Annotated in this window: 18 protein-coding genes; 10 read left to right on the top strand and 8 right to left on the bottom strand. The window is 72.7% G+C overall.

Features of this window, described 5'->3' with window-relative positions; all coding sequences use genetic code 11:
• Nucleotides 1-166: 166 nt before the first annotated feature.
• Complete coding sequence (locus AB0B57_RS29190) at nt 167-1,048, bottom strand: DUF2726 domain-containing protein (protein ID WP_357076733.1); 882 nt, start codon at nt 1,046-1,048, stop codon at nt 167-169.
• 162 nt (nt 1,049-1,210) lie between these two features.
• On the opposite strand from AB0B57_RS29190, the gene AB0B57_RS29185 reads away from it, so the two are divergent.
• From AB0B57_RS29185 to AB0B57_RS29165, 5 genes are all read left to right on the top strand, one after another.
• Nucleotides 1,211-1,402, top strand: coding sequence for a hypothetical protein (locus tag AB0B57_RS29185; RefSeq protein ID WP_357076730.1), 192 nt, complete (start codon nt 1,211-1,213; stop codon nt 1,400-1,402).
• Nucleotides 1,399-1,719, top strand: coding sequence for an Asp23/Gls24 family envelope stress response protein (locus AB0B57_RS29180; RefSeq protein WP_357076727.1), 321 nt, complete (start codon nt 1,399-1,401; stop codon nt 1,717-1,719). The genes AB0B57_RS29185 and AB0B57_RS29180 overlap by 4 nt, the downstream gene beginning before the upstream one ends.
• A 1-nt stretch (nt 1,720) precedes the next feature.
• A complete protein-coding gene (locus AB0B57_RS29175) occupies nt 1,721-2,242 on the top strand; it encodes a DUF6286 domain-containing protein (protein ID WP_357076724.1) in 522 nt (173 codons plus the stop codon).
• On the top strand, nt 2,239-2,799 hold the full coding sequence (locus tag AB0B57_RS29170; protein ID WP_357076721.1) for a hypothetical protein: 561 nt from the start codon (nt 2,239-2,241) through the stop codon (nt 2,797-2,799). The genes AB0B57_RS29175 and AB0B57_RS29170 overlap by 4 nt, the downstream gene beginning before the upstream one ends.
• Nucleotides 2,800-2,864: 65 nt before the next feature.
• A complete protein-coding gene (locus AB0B57_RS29165; protein WP_357076718.1) occupies nt 2,865-3,590 on the top strand; it encodes a helical backbone metal receptor in 726 nt (241 codons plus the stop codon).
• Between the two features lie 19 nt (nt 3,591-3,609).
• Here the strand turns inward: AB0B57_RS29165 and AB0B57_RS29160 are convergent, their stop codons facing one another.
• Entirely contained in the window at nt 3,610-4,554 is a 945-nt protein-coding gene (locus AB0B57_RS29160; protein ID WP_357076715.1) for a TerC/Alx family metal homeostasis membrane protein, read from the bottom strand.
• Between the two features lie 297 nt (nt 4,555-4,851).
• On the opposite strand from AB0B57_RS29160, the gene AB0B57_RS29155 reads away from it, so the two are divergent.
• On the top strand, nt 4,852-5,244 hold the full coding sequence (locus AB0B57_RS29155; RefSeq protein ID WP_357076712.1) for an FKBP-type peptidyl-prolyl cis-trans isomerase: 393 nt from the start codon (nt 4,852-4,854) through the stop codon (nt 5,242-5,244).
• A 272-nt stretch (nt 5,245-5,516) separates the two neighbouring features.
• On the opposite strand, the gene AB0B57_RS29150 is transcribed toward AB0B57_RS29155, so the two are convergent.
• On the bottom strand, nt 5,517-5,903 hold the full coding sequence (locus tag AB0B57_RS29150; protein ID WP_357076709.1) for an STAS domain-containing protein: 387 nt from the start codon (nt 5,901-5,903) through the stop codon (nt 5,517-5,519).
• Between the two features lie 270 nt (nt 5,904-6,173).
• Between AB0B57_RS29150 and AB0B57_RS29145 the strand changes: the two genes are divergently transcribed.
• Complete coding sequence (locus tag AB0B57_RS29145; protein WP_357076706.1) at nt 6,174-7,190, top strand: SMP-30/gluconolactonase/LRE family protein; 1,017 nt, start codon at nt 6,174-6,176, stop codon at nt 7,188-7,190.
• Nucleotides 7,191-7,242: 52 nt separating this feature from the next.
• Here AB0B57_RS29145 and AB0B57_RS29140 read toward each other — a convergent pair whose 3' ends face one another.
• The gene (locus AB0B57_RS29140; protein ID WP_357076703.1) at nt 7,243-8,511 is read right to left on the bottom strand and encodes an Ig-like domain-containing protein; all 1,269 of its coding nucleotides are present in this window, start codon (nt 8,509-8,511) and stop codon (nt 7,243-7,245) included.
• A 663-nt stretch (nt 8,512-9,174) separates the two neighbouring features.
• Here AB0B57_RS29140 and AB0B57_RS29135 point away from each other — a divergent pair.
• Nucleotides 9,175-10,125 carry a sugar phosphate isomerase/epimerase gene (locus AB0B57_RS29135; protein WP_357076699.1) on the top strand — a complete coding sequence of 317 codons (951 nt, stop codon included), beginning with the start codon at nt 9,175-9,177 and terminating at the stop codon, nt 10,123-10,125.
• Between the two features lie 20 nt (nt 10,126-10,145).
• Nucleotides 10,146-12,233, top strand: coding sequence for a PQQ-dependent sugar dehydrogenase (locus AB0B57_RS29130; RefSeq protein WP_357076697.1), 2,088 nt, complete (start codon nt 10,146-10,148; stop codon nt 12,231-12,233).
• Nucleotides 12,234-12,398: 165 nt separating this feature from the next.
• On the opposite strand, the gene AB0B57_RS29125 is transcribed toward AB0B57_RS29130, so the two are convergent.
• The 4 genes from AB0B57_RS29125 to pdhA all read right to left on the bottom strand — a co-directional run bounded on the left by AB0B57_RS29125 (nt 12,399) and on the right by pdhA (nt 17,884).
• The gene (locus tag AB0B57_RS29125; RefSeq protein ID WP_357076915.1) at nt 12,399-14,078 is read right to left on the bottom strand and encodes a right-handed parallel beta-helix repeat-containing protein; all 1,680 of its coding nucleotides are present in this window, start codon (nt 14,076-14,078) and stop codon (nt 12,399-12,401) included.
• Nucleotides 14,079-14,241: 163 nt separating this feature from the next.
• Nucleotides 14,242-15,687: a dihydrolipoamide acetyltransferase family protein gene (locus AB0B57_RS29120; protein ID WP_357076694.1), complete on the bottom strand. Its 1,446-nt coding sequence runs from the start codon at nt 15,685-15,687 to the stop codon at nt 14,242-14,244.
• A complete protein-coding gene (locus tag AB0B57_RS29115; RefSeq protein WP_357076912.1) occupies nt 15,684-16,688 on the bottom strand; it encodes an alpha-ketoacid dehydrogenase subunit beta in 1,005 nt (334 codons plus the stop codon). Before AB0B57_RS29115 ends, AB0B57_RS29120 begins: the two co-directional genes overlap by 4 nt.
• Nucleotides 16,685-17,884: a pyruvate dehydrogenase (acetyl-transferring) E1 component subunit alpha gene (pdhA, locus tag AB0B57_RS29110; protein WP_357076909.1), complete on the bottom strand. Its 1,200-nt coding sequence runs from the start codon at nt 17,882-17,884 to the stop codon at nt 16,685-16,687. The genes AB0B57_RS29115 and pdhA overlap by 4 nt, the downstream gene beginning before the upstream one ends.
• Before the next feature lie 106 nt (nt 17,885-17,990).
• On the opposite strand from pdhA, the gene AB0B57_RS29105 reads away from it, so the two are divergent.
• Complete coding sequence (locus AB0B57_RS29105) at nt 17,991-18,464, top strand: Lrp/AsnC family transcriptional regulator (RefSeq protein WP_357076906.1); 474 nt, start codon at nt 17,991-17,993, stop codon at nt 18,462-18,464.
• Nucleotides 18,465-18,477: the final 13 nt, after the last annotated feature.

The following is an 18,477-nucleotide window of genomic DNA, read 5'->3' as shown; positions in this document are numbered from 1 at the left end:
TTTCCGCACCGTCTCCCGCGCCCGTGGACGCGGATGGGGAGATCCTGTTCATTCGCGCAGGAGTACGGGCCGCCGACCGGGAAGGTTCAACCGTCGCGAAGGAAATTGCCGGGACCGGAGACGTAGCCGATCCGGGGCAGGAATCAGCAGGTAGAACGGACGCCGGTCAGTCGGCGCAGAGGTGGTCGAAGCCGAATCCGCCGACGAGTTCGTGGCGGCGCCGACTCAGCGCGGCGATCCGCGCGGTCAGTTCGGCACGCGGCAGCAGGTCCGTGCCGGCGTCCACCCGCAGCCGCTCCCCCACCGCGACGGTGGCGAGATCCTCGGCCAGTCGGGCCGCGTCGATGCCGCACGAGAAACGCTGCTCGGTCACCGAAACCTCCTCGACGAGGCAGGCGTCGGGGCGGACCTGCACCCAACTCCACCCCTGCGCCGGTCCGTCGGCCCAGCGCACGTGCAGCCCGCGCACGATCGGGTCGGCCACCCGACCCGCCACGTACGCCTCGACCGCCGCCGCCCGGGTCAGCGCGCCGAGGTCGTTGACCGGCCCGGTACGGCCGTCCGGCAGCCGACCGAGGATGTCCCGGAAACCCACCGGGGCCGGGTCGTCGCCACCGGCGGTCACCCCGGCGGCGCCGGCCGCCCAGGCGCGCGCGTCGATCACGTACTCCACCAGGCGCCGGCCGTGCTCGGCGGCACGCAACGTCGACGATCCGATCCGCAGCACGGGCAGCCCGACAGCCGCGCTCACCGCGTCCTTGAGGCGCTCGAGGCGCTGCTGGGCGGAGCCGGCGGACGCCACCGGGCCGATCTCCACGGCGACGACCGCCCGGCCGGTGTCGGCGGCGCAGACCACGAAGTCGAAGCTGGCACGGCTGGCCGAACTCCACTGGCTGCCGGTGACCCCGGGCGGGCGACCCTGGACCAGATCGCTGAGCCGACGGGCCGGATGGACCCGGAGGCCGGCGCGGCTGAGCGTCGTCTCGCGCCCACCGTCGGTGGGCAGCGCCCGCAGCCAGCCGGGGTCCTCGCTGCCGATGCTCGTCATCTGCCTGATCCATCCGCCGGTCGGTCGAGCCGGGCCGAGTCTAGGTGGTCGATCAACGGACACCGGCTTGGGATGTGACCGGGATCACAGGCGTGTGACGTTCCAGGAGCGGCCGGCGGGTGTATCCAGCGACCGCCGGTACCGGACCGGCCGGAGGTGACCATGTCGCGTCAGCAGTTCGGCTTCCTCGCCGGGTTTCTCGCCGTGGCGCTCTGGGCACTCGCCGGCGTCGGCGTGACCGCCATCGCCGTCCTCGCCGGCCTGCTCGGCTGGCTGGTGGTCCGGGTGCTCGACGGAGACTTCTCCGTGACCGGCCTCGGCGACCGCCGCACCGAGCCACGGCGACGCCGATGACCGGCCGCCCGTCCGACGCCGCGGAGGTCGCGCGGATCGCGGTCCAGGCCGCCGGCCTGGTGCCGGGCGTCTCCGTCGTCCGTCCGGCGGCGGTCCGCCTCGACGACCGGTCCGTCGGACTCGACCTGCACCTCATCACCTGGTACGGGCACAGCGTGCCCACCATCGCCGAGACGGTCCGGGCGGTGGTCGCCGACCGGGTGGGCGCCACCACCGGCCTCAGCGTGGCGGCGGTGACGGTCACGGTGGACGACCTGCTCGTCCCGGGCGTCGACGTCTCCGCGACCCCCGCGACCGTTTCAACCGAGGGCCGCTGAGATGCGCTACGTCAACCGGGTCGCCTCGCTGCTGCTGGCCACCGGCCTGCTCGTCGGCGGGGCACTGGCAGCCGTCCAGGCGCTCCTGCTCGCCCTGGACCGGTCGGCGCCGCTGGACACCACCGGCTGGTTCGACGCCCTGACCGGCACCCGGTGGCGTGACCCGACGGTCCGGGCGGTGGCCGGCGGCGCCGTGCTGCTGGGTCTGGTCATCCTGGTCGCTCAACTGCGTCGCTGGGCACCGGTGCGGTTGCGCACCGACGACCACGACGGCTGGCACCTGCACCGTCGCAGTGTGGAACGGCGGCTGGCCGACGCGGCCAGCGCGGTGCCGGGCGTACGCCGCGCCCGGGTCCGCGTTCGACGCCGTGGCGGCCAGTGGCGCCCCCGGGTGCGCGCGACAGGTGACCCGGCGGCCCGGGCGGAGATCGAGTACGCCGTGCACCAGGAACTGCACCGGCTCACCGCGCCCCGCCCCGGACGCATCGACATCCGGCTACAGCCCCGTCGGCGCCCGGCATGAGCAACGCCGGCCACCGCCTCCTGTGGACGATCGTCGCGCTGCTGCTGGTGGCGGGCGGCGCGGCGGCGCTGGCGGCCGGCAACGGCACCCTGCCCGGCGCCGATCCGCAGGCGGTGTTGCTCAGCGCCGGGCTACTGGACCGGTGGCGGACGGCCACACCGTGGAGCACCCTGGCCGCGGCGGTCGGCGGGGCACTCCTCGCCCTGGCCGGGCAGCGTCTCCTGGCCCGGGAGGTGCGGCGACCCGCCGGTACGCTGCGCGGCACCCTGAGCCACCCCGGGCGACGACCGGGCCGCACCCGGCTGGCCACCGACGTCCTCACCGACGCGCTGGTCCGCGACCTGACCGCCAACCCCGAGGTACGCCGAGCCCGCGTGGTGCTCACCGGCGAACCGCCGCACCCCGACGTGTGGATCCGGGTGGACCTGACGACCGACGCGGCGACCGCCGGTGTACGCGAACACGTCCGCGCCGCCGTCCGCCGGTTCGCGGCGACGACCGACTGCCAGCCGGCACACCTCGACGTGACCGCCCGCATCGAGCCAGGCCGACCCTGACCCGCGCCGCGCCGACCCGGCGGGCATGATCGGTGTCGGGACCGGTGGCGGACGGAGGTGCGCGGATGCGGGTGGTGTCACTGGTGCCGTCGCTGACCGAGGCGGTGGCGCTGACCCTGCCGGGGCTGCTGGTCGGGGCCACCGACTGGTGCAGCCACCCGGCCGGGCTCGACGTCGCCCGCGTCGGCGGCAGCAAGTATCCCGACCTGGACCGGGTCCGCGCGTTGCGGCCGGATCTGGTGCTGCTGAACGTCGAGGAGAACAGCCGGGCCGACGCCGAGGCGCTGCGGGCAGCCGGCGTGCCGGTGCGGGTCACCTACCCGCGTACCGTCGAGGGCGCGTTGACCGAACTGGGTGACCTGCTGGCCGAGTTGGGCGCGCCGGCCGAGCCGGACTGGCTGCGGGCCGCTCGGCGGTCGTGGGCCGCGCCACCCCGGCTGGCCCCACCCCGCCGGGCGGTGGTGCCGGTCTGGCGTCGGCCGTGGGTGGTGCTCGGCAGCGACACGTTCGCCGGTGACGTGCTGCGCCTGCTCGGCGTGGTCAACACCTACGACGAACACCCCGAGCGCTATCCCCGCCCACCCCTCGCCGAGCTGCGCGAACGGGAGCCCGACCTGGTGGTGCTCCCCGACGAGCCGTACCGGTTCACCGCCGAGGACGGGCCGGAGGCGTTTCCCGGCGTACCGTGTGCCCTGCTCTCCGGCCGACACCTCACCTGGTACGGCCCGTCCCTGGCCGAGGCGCCCGCGCTCCTGGCCGCGCAGCTGTCCCGGCCGGTGCTGACCGACTGACGCGGGCGGCCCCGGCGGGTCAGGTGCCGACGTCGGGTCGGCGCGCGGCCACGACGCTGGCCCCGATGGAGACCACCAGGGTCAGCACCACCACCGCCAGGGTCGACCAGACCGGCAGCTTGCCCACCGGTGTCTCGGCCAGGATGAGCTTCAGTCCGGCGAAGCCGAGCAGCAGCGCCAGCCCGTACCGCAGATAGCCGAACTGTCGCAGCAGGCCGGCGAGGCAGAAGTAGAGGCTGCGCAACCCCAGTACGGCGAACGCGGTCGCCGTCCAGACCAGGAAGGTGTTGGTGGTGATGGCGAGGATCGCCGCCACCGAGTCGATGGCGAAGACCACGTCGGTGGCCTCGATGGCGACGAGTGCCACCAGCAGCAGTGTCGCCACACGTCGGCCGGCCACCCGGGCGGTGAACCGGTCCCCGTGGTACCGGGCGTCGGTGGGCACCAGCCTTCGGAACAACCGGACCACGACGTTGCGTTCCGGGTCGACGTCCGGCTTTCCGCGTACGGCCAGCCGCCAGCCGGTCCAGATCAGGAAGGCGCCCAGCGCGAACCCGGCCCAGGTGAGCCGGTCCAGCAGCTCGGCGCCGGCCAAGATGAACAGCAGGCGGAAGACGAGCGCCCCGACGACACCCCAGAACAGCACCTTGTGCTGATAGCCCGACGGCACCTGGAAGTAGCCGAAGAGCAGGGCGAAGACGAACACGTTGTCCACCGAGAGCGCCTTCTCCAACAGGTAGCCGGAGAAGTACGCGATGGCCGGGTCGCCGCCGAGGCCCCACCACAGGACCAACCCGAACAGCAGACCCGCGCCGACCCAGACGGCGCTCCACAGCAGCGCCTCGCGGAGCCCGATGACGTGGTTGTCCCGGTGCAGGAGCACGTCCACGGCGAGCAGTACGGCGATCACCGCGCCCACGGCCGCCCAGGCCCACAGGGGCACCGCGACCGTCGCCTCAGCCACCGACGCCCTCCGCATCGACCGCCCGCCACCAACCCCGCGGGCCGCTTCCGAGCCTAGGCGAGCGCCCCGGCCCGCACCCGGGCTCCGCGGAAGTCGGCCCCGCCCGCCGATCTTGCACTTTCAGCCGCGACAAGAGGCGTCGAACAGGCGTATACCGGCGACCGAAAGTGCGAGATCGACACCTGGTGGGGGTGGGTTGGGGCCTGGGTGGGCGGGTCTGCCGGACATTGGTGGGGGGTGATCCGGCAGGATCGAGGGTGACCGGACACATCAATCGACACGGCAGGAGATCCCCGCATGAACCAGGCAGCAGGCGCCCGATCCGGCAAGCCCGAGGTGGGTCCGATCGAGGGTGCGCCGCCGGCCGACCTCGTGATCGAGGACATCACCGTGGGCGAGGGGCCGCAGGCCGAGCCGGGCCAGCTGGCCAGCGTGCACTACGTCGGCGTGTCGCACTCCACCGGTGCCGAGTTCGACTCGTCCTGGAACCGGGGCGAGGCGTTCGAGTTCCCGCTCGGCGGCGGTCAGGTCATCGCCGGCTGGGACCGGGGCGTCGTCGGCATGCGCGTCGGCGGCCGCCGCCGTCTCACCATCCCGCCACACCTGGGGTACGGCGACCGCGGTGCGGGCGGCGTCATCAAGCCGGGCGAGACGCTCGTCTTCGTCGTCGACCTGCTCGACGTGCGCTGACCGACGCTCAGGGGCCGTCGGCGCGCGCCGACGGCCCCCGGCGCGGCCCTCGGACAAGCGACGGCGGCTCAGGGTCGCCAGCGCGCGCCGGCAACGGCCCTCGAACAGCGACAGGGGCTCGGGGATCGTCGGCCCGTGCCGGCGGCCCTCGGACAAGCGACGGCGGCTCAGGGGTCGTCGGCGCGTGCCGGCAGCAGCCCATGAACAGTGACAGGGCTCAGAGGTCGCCAGCGCGCGCTGGCAACGGCCCTCGAACAGCGATGGGCTCGAGGTCAGGCGGCCAGTCGCAGGTTGGCCGGCTCGACCGCCGGGCGACGGGCGGCCTCGACGACCCGAGCCGGCTCCAGGATCGGCATCACCCGGTGCAGGCCGGTGGCGCGCAGCACCCGGGCCACGACCGGGCTCGGGTCGACCAGGACCAGCTCACCACCGCACGCCCGGACCCGCAGGTGCGCGGCGAGCAGCGTGCGGACGCCGGCGGCGGAGAGCAGCCGCAACCCGGACAGCTCCACCTGGATCACCGGACGGGCCGGCACGGACCACAGCGCGGACCGGAACGCGGCCACCGTGGCGATGTCGACCTCACCGGCCACCCGCACGAGGACCACTTGGTCACCCACGCTGACCTGCACGTCGAGCCGGTCGATCCGTTCTCCCATGCCGAGAAATCTAGCCGCCCCCACCGACAGTTTCGGCCGCCGCGGGAGTGATTCCGGGTACGCCCAGGGTCTTACCCCGAGGTGCCCCTCGTCCCCCTCGGGGTAGCAGCCCGGGGCCCAGCTCCGCACCGTGCCCCCGACCGCCGGGCCGCGCGTTGATCGACTCCGGTTCCAGGAAACCGGGGTATCCGGAGCAGCGGGACACCGCGACACCACGGATACCGTGTCGATCATGGGCGGCGGGCGGCGCCGGCGGTGCAGAATGGGCCGATGCTGCTCCCTCGGCCCCGGCCGCCACGGTTGATCCGGCCCGTCCGCGAGCCGGCCACCGTGCCTCCGCCGTTGGCCGGGGCCTGGGCTGCGACGGACCAACGGCTCGACCGAGCCGAGGTGCTGCCCCTCCCCGACGGCGCCGTCGGCCCGGAGGACGTGCTTGTCGACGACGCCGGCCGGGTGGTCAGTGGCGACGAGGACGGCCGGCTGTGGTGGTGGCCTGTCGACGCGCCGGTCGGCACCCGCCCCCGACTGCTGGCCGAGACCGGTGGCCGACCGCTCGGCATCGAGGTGGACGCGTCGGGTGAGGCTCTGGTCGTCTGCGACGCGTACCGCGGGTTGCTGCGGGTGACGCCCGACGGCGCGGTACGCGAACTGACCGGGACCGCACCCCTGGTGCACCTGGCCAACAACGCGACGGTGGCGCGCGACGGCACCATCTACTTCACCGACTCCTCCGACCGGTTCCCGGTCTCGCACTGGAAGCGGGACCTGCTGGAGCATCGCCCCAACGGTCGGGTGCTGGCCCACCACCCGGGCAGCGGCCGCACCGACGTGGTGGCCGAGGGGCTGTACTTCCCCAACGGGATCGCGCTGACCCCGGACGAGTCGGCGTTGATGCTCGTGGAGACCAGCACGCACCGTCTGCTCCGCGTCGACCTGGGCGGTGGCGTCCGGGTGCTCGCCGACCTGCCCGCGTACCCGGACAATCTCTGCGCCGTCGGCGACGGGACGTACTGGATCGCGTTGCCCAGCCCGCGGGTGCCGATCGCCGAGCGGCTGCTGCCGCACCCGCGCCTGCGTCAGATCGCCGCGTTGCTGCCCGACGCGTTGCAGCCGCAGCCGCGCCGCTACGGGCTGGTCGCGCTCGTCGACGGCGCGGGCGCGGTCCGCCGGACGCTGCACGGTCCGACCGGGCGGTACCGGATGATCACCGGGGTACGCCAGCACGGCGAACACCTCTGGTTGGGCAGCCTGATCGGGCCCGGGGTGGCCCGCGTACCCCTGGATTGACACGCCCGGGCCGACCCGCCGTGGTGGCGGGCCGACCCCGGGTGCCGGTGTCTCAGCGGCCGCTGACCGAGGGCGCCGGGGCGGGCGAACCGCCGGCCACCGCGCCCGGGTGCGCCGGGGCGACCGGCGCGGGCTTGAGCCCGGGCGGCACCGGCAGGGCGCTGCCCCGGACGAACTGGTCCCAGCTCACGTTCCACGCCGTCCAGCCGTTGCCCGGCTGCAGGTCCACCTCGGTGCCCTTGACGGTGATGAGGTCACCGACCTGCGTCACCCCCATCAACCAGTCGGCCGCGGTGGCGGAGACGTTGGCGCAGCCGTGCGAGACGTTGGTGTTGCCCTGGTCTCCCTCCGACCATGGCGCGGAGTGGATGAACTCGCCACCCCAGGTGTAGCGCTGGGCGTCGTCGACGTCGACCACATAGCCGCCGTTCGGGTCACCCCGGGTGTCGAAGGTGGTCCGCTCGTGCTTCTCCATGATCACCATCTTGCCGCTGGAACTCGGTGTGCTCGGTTTGCCCAGACTGACCGGGATCCGGCGGATCTGCTTGCCGTCGCGCAGCACCGTCATCTGCTTGGTGGCGTTGTCGACCTCCAACGCGAGCTGGCGTCCGATCTTGGAGGTCGCGGTCCGCTCGGCGTCGCCGACCCGGTCCTTGCCGATCGGCAGGCCCTCCAGGCCGGCCCGGACACTGATCGAGGTCCCCGGTTTCCAGAAGTCGGGCGCCCGGTAATAGACCTGGCTTCCGTCATCGAGCCACGACCAGGTGCCCGGCTGCGGAGGATTCGTCTTCACGAACAACCGTCGCTGGACATCCGCTCTGGCCTCTTTCGGAATTGCCGGGTCGAACGCGACGGTTACCGGCATCGCCGTGCCGTACGTCCGATTACCCACAAAATAGAGGGTGCTGGTGATCTGCGGTTTGGTCGACGTGGCCATGGTGGTGAACGTGGTGGTGCGGGTGGTGGTGGCACCGGAGTCCCCGGTCGCGGTCACCTCGGCGGTGTACGTCCGCCGTGGTTGCAGCGGCCCCTTCGGCACCCACCCCGAGCCGTCCTCGCGCGGCTCCGCGTCGACCGGCTTGCCCTTGTCGTCGGTGAGGCGTACGCCGGTGACCCGTCCGCCCCTGACCACGGTGCCCACCTCGGCGCTGACCGGAACGTCCCGGGCCTTGTCCCCCGGTGTCACGGCGAGTTCCGGCCCGGCGACGTGGTGCTTGGTCGATCCATTCGCCGTCTCCCGGTCGGCGGTGCACCCACCCAGGACGAGCGGTGCGGCTGCGATGGTTACCGCCAACAGCGTCAATCGCCGCCTAGACGTCATGTTCAGTCCCCCCGTTTTCGACTTCCCTCCGCCCCATTCTCGCCCGCTCGACAGGGACGTCCACGGCATTCGGAAATAATCGGCGGCGCATTTACCGACGCATTTTCCGGCAATGTTCCGCTTGTTGGAACAGCGGCACAGGCGACCCTTGTCGGGCCCTTTGCTCTGCTTGCGCGACCCCGGACCGGCTGTCCGGATGACGGCGCCTGCGGGGGATGCGACGCGAACGGGCCGGTGCGACCGGTCGCACCGGCCCGGTGACATGAGGTCATCGGGACATCACGGATACGGATCAGGCCTGCGGCGCTCTGTCCACCCGGCCCGGCCGGCGCGAGAAGTAGGAGGTGACGGCGGGTGGCGCACGTCGAGGGCGGACTTTTGTCGCCTGAAGTGAAACTTCTGCCGAACGCGACGAAGCTTTGCCTTCGTCCGGGGGCAAGGGTAAGGTCACTTTCCAGATAGAGGGTTGCCCATTAGTCGATCAGCTTGCCGCCACCCTGCCGGGTTCGCTGTGTTCCGCCCCCACGGGGGCTGAGCCGCACCGGCGCACCGTCCTCACCGTCCAGCCGGAGCCCGCCTCCGGCCGGTTCGGCGTGCCCGGGTGACGGCAGCCAGGTCGACCGCCGCCGACGGCGTACCTGCCGTCAGGAAGGGACCACCACCATGGATCAACAGCTCAACCGTCCGATATCGGCGTCCGAGTCGATCAGCCGGCGCGGAGTTCTCCGCGCCGCGACCGTCTCCGCCGCCGCCGTCGGCGCCGCCGGTCTGCTCGCCAGCCCGGCCGCCGCCGCGCCCGCCGGGCAGTCCCAGGGCCGACGTCGGGTCCCGGTCGACCGGATCAGCATCCAGCTCTACACGCTGCGCGACCAGCTCGCCGCCGACCTGCCCGGCACCCTGGACGCGCTGCGCCGGATCGGCTACCGGCGGGTGGAGCACGCCGGATTCGTCGGACGCACCGCCGCACAGTTCCGGGCGGCGCTCGACGAGGCCGGGTTGCGGTCCACCTCCGGGCACACCGGCATCCCGCAGCCCTTCGATGCCGCCACCTGGGAGCAGGCCCTCGCCGACGCCAACGTCGTGGGCTGCAAGAAGATCGTCCACCCGTACTTCGGTCGGGACGCCAACGGTCAGGCGATCCGGGACCCCAACGTCTACCGGGCCCTGGCGCGCGACCTGAACAAGGCCGGCCGGTTGGCCGAACGCGCCGGGCTCGACTTCGGCTACCACAACCACCAGCTGGAGTTCGTGCCGTTGACCGACGGCTCGACCGGCTTCGAGATCCTCACCGGGCAGACCGACCCGCGCCTGGTCCACTTCGAGCTCGACCTCTACTGGACGTGGCGGGGCGCGCACGACCCGGTCGACGTGATCCGGGCCAACCGCGGCCGGATCCGCCAGGTGCACGTCAAGGACCTCGACGTCGAGGGCGGTTTCGCCGACCTCGGCGACGGCGTCATCGACTTCGGCCGCATCTTCGCCCACGAGCGGGAGGCCGGCATCGAGGAGTACATCGTGGAGCGCGACGACGCCGGCACCACGCCCCGCTCCCCCGCCGACGCCCTGGACACCGCTCGCGTCGGCTTCGACTATCTCGCCTCACTTCGGTACTGAAACACCTCGGGGGACAATTGATGAACAGGACCGCATTCGTGTCCGCCCTGCTGCTGGTGACGGCCGGTCTGGCCGTACCACCGTCGGCAGCGGCCGCGGCGCCGGCCGCGCCGCCGGACACCAGCTTCCAGAAAGTGACACTCAACGACTTCCCGGGCGAGCCGATGAGCCTCGCCGTCCTGCCCGACCTGCGGGTGCTGCACACCTCCCGCACCGGCGAGGTCCGCATCCACGACCCGCGCACCGGGCTGAACACCCTCGCCGCGGACATCCCGGTGTACGAGCACGACGAGGAGGGGTTGCAGGGCGTCGCCATCGACCCGAACTTCGCCCAGAACAAGTGGGTCTACCTCTACTACTCGCCGCCGATGGACACGCCGGTGGACGACCCGGCGACCCCCGGCGTCAACGAGGGGGACGCGCCGGAGACCGGCACCGAGGCCGACTGGCAGCCGTTCAAGGGCGCGCTGCGGCTGTCCCGGTTCAAGCTGGACGGGATGAAGCTCAACCTCGCCAGCGAGCAGCAGATCATCGACGTGCCCACCGACCGGGGCATCTGCTGCCACGTCGGCGGCCAGATCGACTTCGACAGCTTGGGCAACCTGTACCTGTCGACGGGTGACGACACCAACCCGTTCGCCTCCGACGGCTACATCCCGATCGACGAGCGGGCCGACCGGCACCCGGCGTTCGACGCCCAGCGCAGCTCGGCCAACACCAACGACCTGCGCGGCAAGCTGCTGCGCATCAAGGTGAAGAACGGTGGCGGTTACACCGTGCCGGCCGGCAACCTGTTCAAGCCGGGCACGGCGCAGACCCGCCCGGAGATCTACGCGATGGGGCTGCGCAACGCGTTCCGGTTCTCCGTCGACAGGCGTACCGACAACGTGTACGTGGGTGACTACTCCCCGGACGCGTCCAACCCGAACCCGGAGCGTGGCCCGGCCGGGCACGGCCGGTGGATGGTCATCGACAAGCCGGCGAACTACGGCTGGCCGTACTGCGTGACGCCGACGATCGCCTACCGCGACTACGACTTCGCCACCGGGCAGTCCGGCGCCAAGTTCAACTGCAAGCGCCCGGTCAACGACTCGCCGCACAACACCGGCAAGCGCGTGCTGCCGCCGGTCGAGCAGCCGCAGGTCTGGTACGCGGCCGCCCCGTCCGCGGAGTTCCCGCAGCTGGGCACCGGCGGCATCTCGCCGATGGGCGGCCCGGCGTACGACTACGACGGGACCAGCACGTCGCGTACCCGCTGGCCGGCGTACTACGACGGGGTGCCGCTGTTCTACGAGTGGTCCCGCGACTACATCAAGGAGTTCCGCCTCGACTCCGACGGTGACGTGACGGACATCCGTCCGGTGGCGCCGTCGCTGGTGGTGGACAACCCGATGGACATGGAGTTCGGCCCGGACGGCGCGCTCTACGTGCTGGAGTACGGTGACGGCTACTTCGCCGAGAACCCGGACGCCCAGCTGTCCCGGATCGACTTCGTCCGCGGCAACCGGACGCCGATCCCGAAGATCAGCGGTACGCCGACCGTCGGGCAGGCCCCGTTGACCGTCGCGTTCTCCAGCGCCGGCACCACCGACCCGGACGGTGACAAGCTCAGCTACGCGTGGGACTTCAACGCCGACGGTTCGGTGGACAGCACCGCTCCGAACGCGTCCTGGACGTTCCCGGAGAACGGCTCGTACACGCCGACGCTGAAGGTGACCGACCGCACCGGACGGTCCGCCTCGGCAGCCCTGCCGCTGGTGGTCGGGCCGACCGCGCCGGTCGTCGAGTTCGTCACCCCGGAGGCGGGGCAGCCCTTCCAGTTCGGGCAGACCGTCGCGTACGAGGTGAAGGTCACCGACGACCTGCCGGTGGACTGCTCCAAGGTGAAGGTCACCTACGTGCTCGGGCACGACGAGCACGGGCACCCGCTCTCCACCTCGACGGGTTGCTCCGGGACCATTCCCACCTTCCTCGACGGTGGGCACAGCGGTGCGGACAACCTGACCGCCGTGTTCGTCGCGGAGTACACCGACGCGGGCAACCCCGCGCAGTCGGGCTCGGCCACGGTCGTGCTGGACCCGACCCCGGTGGCCGGCCTGGCCGGCTGACCACCGCACGATGACAGCGGCGGCGACCGGAGCACTCCGGTCGCCGCCGTTCGTCGTCCCTCCCGCGGGCGGCGCGGGCCACGGACCGGCGCGGCGTGCGAGCGGCCCTCCGGCCGGCGCGGGGCACGGACCGGCGCGGCGTGCGAGCGGCCGTCCGGTCGCCGCTCAGCTCCAGTCGCTGTCGACGTGGTTGTCCCGCCAGCGCCCGCCCACCGGCGGGGTGTCCAGCAGCATCCCGTCGCCGGCGTTGCCGGCCAGGTCGTTGTCCTCGACCCGGCAGTCCACACAACTGCCCCGCTCGGTGATCCACAGCCCGTGCGTCTGGGTCTGGTCGTCGTGGTTGTCCCAGATCCGGTTGCCGCGCACCGTGGCCGAGTCGAACGCCGCGTCGATCGTGATCCCGGCTCGCCGCTGGGGTGCCGGAGACAGTTCGTATCCGCAGCCGGGCGGCGGGACGTCCCCGCTCCACGCGGTGAACCCGTCGGGGCGTACCGGGGCGAGGGCGAGTTCGTCGCCGGTGTTGGAGGCGACCATGGCGACGGCCTTCCCGACCCGCAGCACCTTGCCCCGGTGCCCGTCGTGCGGCCAGTTGGCCGACCGGTCCACCAGGCACCGTTCGCTGTAGCGGACCGCGTCGCCGGTGCCGCCGGCGCCCTGGGCACACTGCCGCCCGTTGTTGCGGATCCGGTTGTTGAGCAGCACCGCGTCGGTCATCTGGTGGTCGATCCGGACCGCGTCCAGGCCGTTGCCCCAGAGCTCGTTGCTCTCGATGACCACGTCCCGGATCGAGCCCTGGTAGCCGCGTCCGAGGTTGTGCGCGTGGTAGCCGTGTCGCCCGTTGCCGCTGATCCGGTTGCCCCGCACGGTGTACGGGCCGGGGCTGTTGCCGATGCTGACCCCGTCGCGCATGTTGCCGTCGATGACGCAGTCGGTGAGCAGCCCACCCCGGCCGGCCACCGACGAGGTGCCCTGCGCCGACACGTCGAAGCCGGTCTCCAGGTTGCCGGTCATGGTGCAGGCCGAGACGATCAGACCGTCGGCGCCCCAGTCGGAGATGCCGAACCGGTTGCCCTGGCTGTGGCAGCCGATGATGCGGTAGCCGCGCGGCGGCGCCCAGTACTCCTTCTGCAACTCCAGGAAGATTCCGTTGGTGCCGTTGGCAAGCGTGGTGCAGTTGGCGATGGTCAGCCGCTCCACCGTGCCCCAGCCGCCGATGCCGACCCCGATGCCGGCGCCGCCCATCTGCTCGCCGTTGTCCAGGCGGCCACAGCCGACCACCACCACGCCGTCGATCAGCGAGTCCTGGAGGAAGTCGCAGCCCAGCCCGGTGGCCGCGGTGTGGTGGATGTAGAGGTTGCGGAACACCCCCCGCACCACGTACTGCAGACCGAGACCCTTGGCCAGGTAGTTGTACTCGGCCATCGCCACGCCGGAGCCGTCGATCTGGAAGTCGGAGAAGGTGCAGTCGGCGATGTGCCGGTCCCGGTCGGCACCGTGCTGCACGGTGGTCCAGAAGGCCAACGGAGTCGGATCGGCCCGGTTGCCCTCGTTGCTGAGCATGAACCGGGTCGCCGCCGGTCCGGCCCCCACCAGCGACACTCCACTGCGCCACACCGTGCCCGCGTCCCGGATCGAGTAGATGCCCGGCGGGCAGTAGATGACCCGGGCGCGCCCGTCCGAGGCGTACCCGGCGCCCAGCCGGTCCACGAGGGCGGCCAGCGCCGGCTGGTCGTTCGTCGCGCCGTCGCCGGTCAGCCCGTACTCCAGCGCGTCGCAGTAAAGGGGAGCGCCGGCCGAGGCGGGCCGCCGTACCCGGACCGAGTTCAGTAGCAGCTCGTTCGCCACAGCCACAGGCCGGCTCCCTTCGACGCGTTCGGTGCGCTTCGGCGGGGCCGACTTCCCGATCGCACCGCCGGGAAACCCCGACACGAGCAGGCCGCCGGGAGAGCCGGGACGCGCGCCGGCCCCGGCGCGCCGCAGGGGGCAGCGCCGGGGCCGGGGTACGCGCTCAGACGGCGGCGATCAGCAGCGCGGGGCGCTCCACGCAGTCGGCGACGTGCCGCAGGAAGCCGCCGGCCACCCCGCCGTCACAGACCCGGTGGTCGAAGGTGAGGCTCAGCTGGGTCACCTTGCGAACCGCGAGTTGCCCGTCGACCACCCACGGCTTGTCCACGATCCGCCCGACCCCGAGCAGCGCCGCCTCGGGGTGGTTGATGATCGGTGTGGAGCCGTCGACGCCGAACACCCCGTAGTTGTTGAGGGTGAACGTGCCGCCGGTCAGCCGGGCCGGCGGCAGGCTGCCCGCCCGCGCGGCGGCGGTGGTGGCCGCCAGTTCGGCGGCCAGCTCGGCGGTGGTGAGTCGCTGGGCGTCGCGCAGCACCGGCACCAGCAGGCCCCGGTCGGTCTGCGCGGCGATGCCGAGGTGCACCCCCGCGGACTGGACGATCCGCTGCGCCTCGGTGTCGACCCGGGCGTTGAGCTGCGGGAACCGGCGCAGCCCACTGAGGCAGATCCGGGCCAGCAGGGCCAGGATGCTCACCGGCGCGTCGGGCGTCGCCGCGTTGATCGCGGCCCGGGTCTCCAGCAGCCCGGTGGCGTCCACGTCGACCCAGATGGTCACCTCGGGGATCTCCCGCCGGCTGCGGGAGAGCTTGTCGGCGATGACCTTGCGGACACCGGTGAGCGGGACGATCACGTCGTCGTCCCCGGACGGCACCGGCGCGACGGGCGCGTCCGGCACGGCGGTGAGCCGGGCGGCGGGCACGGTCAGCGCCGCCTCCACGTCGGCACGGCGGATCACGCCGCCGGGCCCGGTACCCCGCACCGCGTTCAGGTCGACGCCGCGCTCCCGGGCCAGCCGCCGCACGATCGGCGAGATGACCAGGGCGGTCGGCCGCGCCGGGTGACCTGGTGCGTCGCCCGCGGCACCGCCGCCAGCCGGGCGGGCCACCCCGGTCGGGGCAACACCACCGGTCGGGGCAGCACCGGTCGGAGCAGCACCGGTCGGAGCAGCACCGCCCGTCGCGGCAGCACCATCGGTCCGCGCGGTGTCGGCCGGTTCGGGGGCGAGCGTCAGCCGAGGTCGGCGCCGACGGCGGGTGGCGCCGCCGTGGCCGGTGCCGTAGCCGATCAGCACGTTGCCGGAGCCGGCCCGCTCCTCCTCGCGGTAGGTGGCGTGCCCGGCGGGCTCGTCGCCGCCGTCCAGCGGCGCGATGGTGATCAACGGCTGGCCGACCGGGCGTACCTCACCGGCCGCGCCGTGCAGGGTGACGACCCGGCCGGCGTACGGGCAGGGCACGTCCACGACCGCCTTCGCGGTCTCCACCTCGACCACGCTCTGGTCGACGGTGACCACGTCGCCCACGGCGACCCGCCACTCGACGATCTCGGCCTCGCTCAGCCCCTCGCCCAGATCGGGCAGGAGGAAGACCTGCGTCCGTTCGACGGTGGTCATGCCGCCGCCCAACGCGCGTCCGGCTGGTCGTCCCACTGGAGTCGGGCCACCGCGTCGAGCACCCGGTCCACGCCGGGCAGGTGGGTGTGCTCCAGCATCGGCGCCGGGTACGGGATGTCCAGGCCGGCGACCCGCAGCACCGGGGCGTGCAGCGCGTGGAAGCAGCGCTCCTGCACCCGGGCGGCGATCTCCGCGCCGACCCCGGCGAAGCCCTGCGCCTCCTGGATCACCACGCAGCGGCCGGTGCGGCGGACCGAGGCGGCGATGGTGTCGTCGTCGAACGGCACGATGGTGCGCACGTCCACCACCTCCAGGTCCCAGCCCTCCTCGCGGGCGGCCTCGGCGGCCTCCAACGCGACGGGCACCGCCGGCCCGTACGCCACCAGGGTGGCGTCGCGTCCCGGACGGCGCACGACGGCCCGGCCGAACGGCTCGGTCCGCGTCGGCAGGGCCGCGTCGGCGCTGCCGAAGTAGAGCTTCTTGGGCTCCATGAAGACCACCGGGTCGGGGTCGTCGATCGCCTCACGCAGCAGCGAGTACGCGTCCTCGACGGTCGCCGGGGTGACCACCTTCAGACCGGGGGTGTGCGCGTAGTACGCCTCGGACGAGTCGCAGTGGTGCTCGACCCCGCCGATGCCGCCCGCGTACGGCACCCGGATCACGATCGGCACGCTGAGCGCGCCCCGGGTCCGGTTGCGCAGCTTCGCCACGTGCGAGGCGATCTGCTCGAACGCCGGGTACGCGAACGCGTCGAACTGCATCTCGACCACCGGCCGTAGACCGGACATGGCCAGGCCGACGGCGAACCCGACGATGCCGGCCTCGGCGAGCGGGGTGTCGAAGCAGCGGTCCTCGCCGAAGCGGGCCTGGAGGCCGTCGGTGATCCGGAAGACGCCGCCGAGCGCGCCGACGTCCTCACCGAAGACGACGACCCGGTCGTCGGCGGCGAGCGCGTCGGCGAGCGCGGTGTTGAGCGCCTTCGCCATGGTGGTGGCCATCAGGCGTTCCCCTCCTCGTCGCGAGCGGCGGCCAGCTCGGCGCGGACCAGCTCACGCTGTTCGACGAGTTGCGGGGTGGGCTCGGCGTAGACGTGGTCGAACAGGCTCAACGGGTCGACTTTGGGCTGCTCGTTCATCCGGGTCCGCAGGTCCGCCGCGTACGCCTCGGCCTGCTCGGCGACCTCGGCGATCGCCGCGTCGTCGAGCACCCCGCGGGCCCGCAGGTAGGTTTCCAGCCGGGCGATCGGGTCGCGGTCGCGCCAGGCGTCGACCTCGGCGCCGTCGCGGTAGCGGCTGGCGTCGTCGGCGTTGGTGTGCGGCTCCATCCGGTACGTGTGCGCCTCGACGAGGAACGGCCCGTTGCCGGCGCGGGCGTGCGCGACCGCGCGGGTGAGCACGGCGAGCACCGCCACCGGGTCGTTGCCGTCGACCTGTTCGCTGGGCACGCCGTAGCCGACGCCCTTGTAGGCCAGCGACGGCGCGGCGGTCTGCCGGGACAGCGGGACGCTGATGGCGTAGCGGTTGTTCTGTACGAAGTAGACGACCGGCGCCTTGAACACGGCGGCGAAGTTGACCCCCTCGTGGAAGTCGCCCTCGCTGGTGGCGCCGTCGCCGATGAAGGCCAGCGCCACGGTGTCGCGACCCTGGTACGCCTCGCCGTGCGCCAGACCGGCGGCGTGCACGCACTGGGTGGCGAGCGGGGTGCACTGTGGCGCGGTGCGTACCTCGGTCGGGTCGTAGCCGCAGTGCCAGTCGCCGCGCAGCAGGGTGAGCACCTCGACCGGGTCGATGCCCCGGGCAACCAGCGCCATCGACTCACGGTAGGTGGGGAAGACCCAGTCGGTGTCGCGGACCGCGAGCGTCGCGCCGACCTGGCACGCCTCCTGGCCCCGCGAGGACGGGTAGACGGCCAGCCGGCCCTGCTTGGTCAGGGCGGTCGCCTGGGTGTCGAACCGGCGGCCGAGCACCATGCGCCGGTACAGCTCGCGCAGCAGCTCGACGGGTGGCTCCGGGTAGTCGCCGCGAGCGGGCAGCGGCGTGCCGGTCGGGTCGAGCAGGCGGACGGGTTCGGTGTTCGGCAGCAGCGGGCGCGCCGGGTCGGGCGGGGTGGCCGCTCGACGCGTACGCGGGGATGCCCTGCGGACCGCCTGGGGAGTGGTCGTCACGGCGGAACCTCCTGGGACGTGTGGTGACCCTATGCTTCCGCTTGTCGGATGATTGACTCAAGATCCACGCAGAAGGCGGGACGGTTGGCATGCGGAGGGACTATCAGTGAGCCAGGAGACCGGCGACGAAGCAGACCGGGTGGCGGGATCGGGACGATCGGTACGAGCCCTCGACGAGGTGGACCGGCGGATCCTCGACGAGCTGGTCCGGGACGGGCGGACGTCGGTGCGTACCCTCGCCGAACGGATCCACATCTCCCGCACCAACGCGTACGCGCGGGTGGAGCGGTTGCTGCGCGACGGGGTGATCACCGGGTTCCACGCCCAGGTGGCGCCCGAGGCGGCCGGGTTGGGCACCTCGGCGTACATGGCGTTGACGATCGAGCAGAACACCTGGCGGGAGGTGTCTGCCGAGTTGGCCCAGGTGCGCTATGTCGAGCACGTGGCGTTGCTCAGCGGCGAGCATGACGTGCTGGCCCTGGTCCGGGCGCCGGACAACGCCGCCCTGCGGGACGTGGTGCTGGACCGGGTGCAGCGCATCGCCGGGGTGTTGTCGACGCGGTCCTGGCTCGTCTTCGAGGAGTTCGGCGGAACGCAGAGCCCCTGGCAGTAGAGGCCATAACACG

The organism is Micromonospora sp. NPDC049101 (genome assembly GCF_040648675.1).
Classification (GTDB): Bacteria; Actinomycetota; Actinomycetes; order Mycobacteriales; family Micromonosporaceae; genus Micromonospora.
This window is presented reverse-complemented; position numbering and strand designations above follow the sequence as displayed.

Excerpts from the sequence above, each read along its gene's own strand:
- AB0B57_RS29190 (WP_357076733.1), bottom strand. The coding sequence starts at position 1,048 with ATGACGAGCATCGGCAGCGAGGACCCCGGCTGGCTGCGGGCGCTGCCC.
- AB0B57_RS29185 (WP_357076730.1), top strand. The coding sequence starts at position 1,211 with ATGTCGCGTCAGCAGTTCGGCTTCCTCGCCGGGTTTCTCGCCGTGGCG.
- AB0B57_RS29180 (WP_357076727.1), top strand. The coding sequence starts at position 1,399 with ATGACCGGCCGCCCGTCCGACGCCGCGGAGGTCGCGCGGATCGCGGTC.
- AB0B57_RS29175 (WP_357076724.1), top strand. The coding sequence starts at position 1,721 with ATGCGCTACGTCAACCGGGTCGCCTCGCTGCTGCTGGCCACCGGCCTG.
- AB0B57_RS29170 (WP_357076721.1), top strand. The coding sequence starts at position 2,239 with ATGAGCAACGCCGGCCACCGCCTCCTGTGGACGATCGTCGCGCTGCTG.
- AB0B57_RS29165 (WP_357076718.1), top strand. The coding sequence starts at position 2,865 with ATGCGGGTGGTGTCACTGGTGCCGTCGCTGACCGAGGCGGTGGCGCTG.
- AB0B57_RS29155 (WP_357076712.1), top strand. The coding sequence starts at position 4,852 with ATGAACCAGGCAGCAGGCGCCCGATCCGGCAAGCCCGAGGTGGGTCCG.
- AB0B57_RS29150 (WP_357076709.1), bottom strand. The coding sequence starts at position 5,903 with ATGGGAGAACGGATCGACCGGCTCGACGTGCAGGTCAGCGTGGGTGAC.
- AB0B57_RS29145 (WP_357076706.1), top strand. The coding sequence starts at position 6,174 with ATGCTGCTCCCTCGGCCCCGGCCGCCACGGTTGATCCGGCCCGTCCGC.
- AB0B57_RS29140 (WP_357076703.1), bottom strand. The coding sequence starts at position 8,511 with ATGACGTCTAGGCGGCGATTGACGCTGTTGGCGGTAACCATCGCAGCC.
- AB0B57_RS29135 (WP_357076699.1), top strand. The coding sequence starts at position 9,175 with ATGGATCAACAGCTCAACCGTCCGATATCGGCGTCCGAGTCGATCAGC.
- AB0B57_RS29130 (WP_357076697.1), top strand. The coding sequence starts at position 10,146 with ATGAACAGGACCGCATTCGTGTCCGCCCTGCTGCTGGTGACGGCCGGT.
- AB0B57_RS29120 (WP_357076694.1), bottom strand. The coding sequence starts at position 15,687 with ATGACCACCGTCGAACGGACGCAGGTCTTCCTCCTGCCCGATCTGGGC.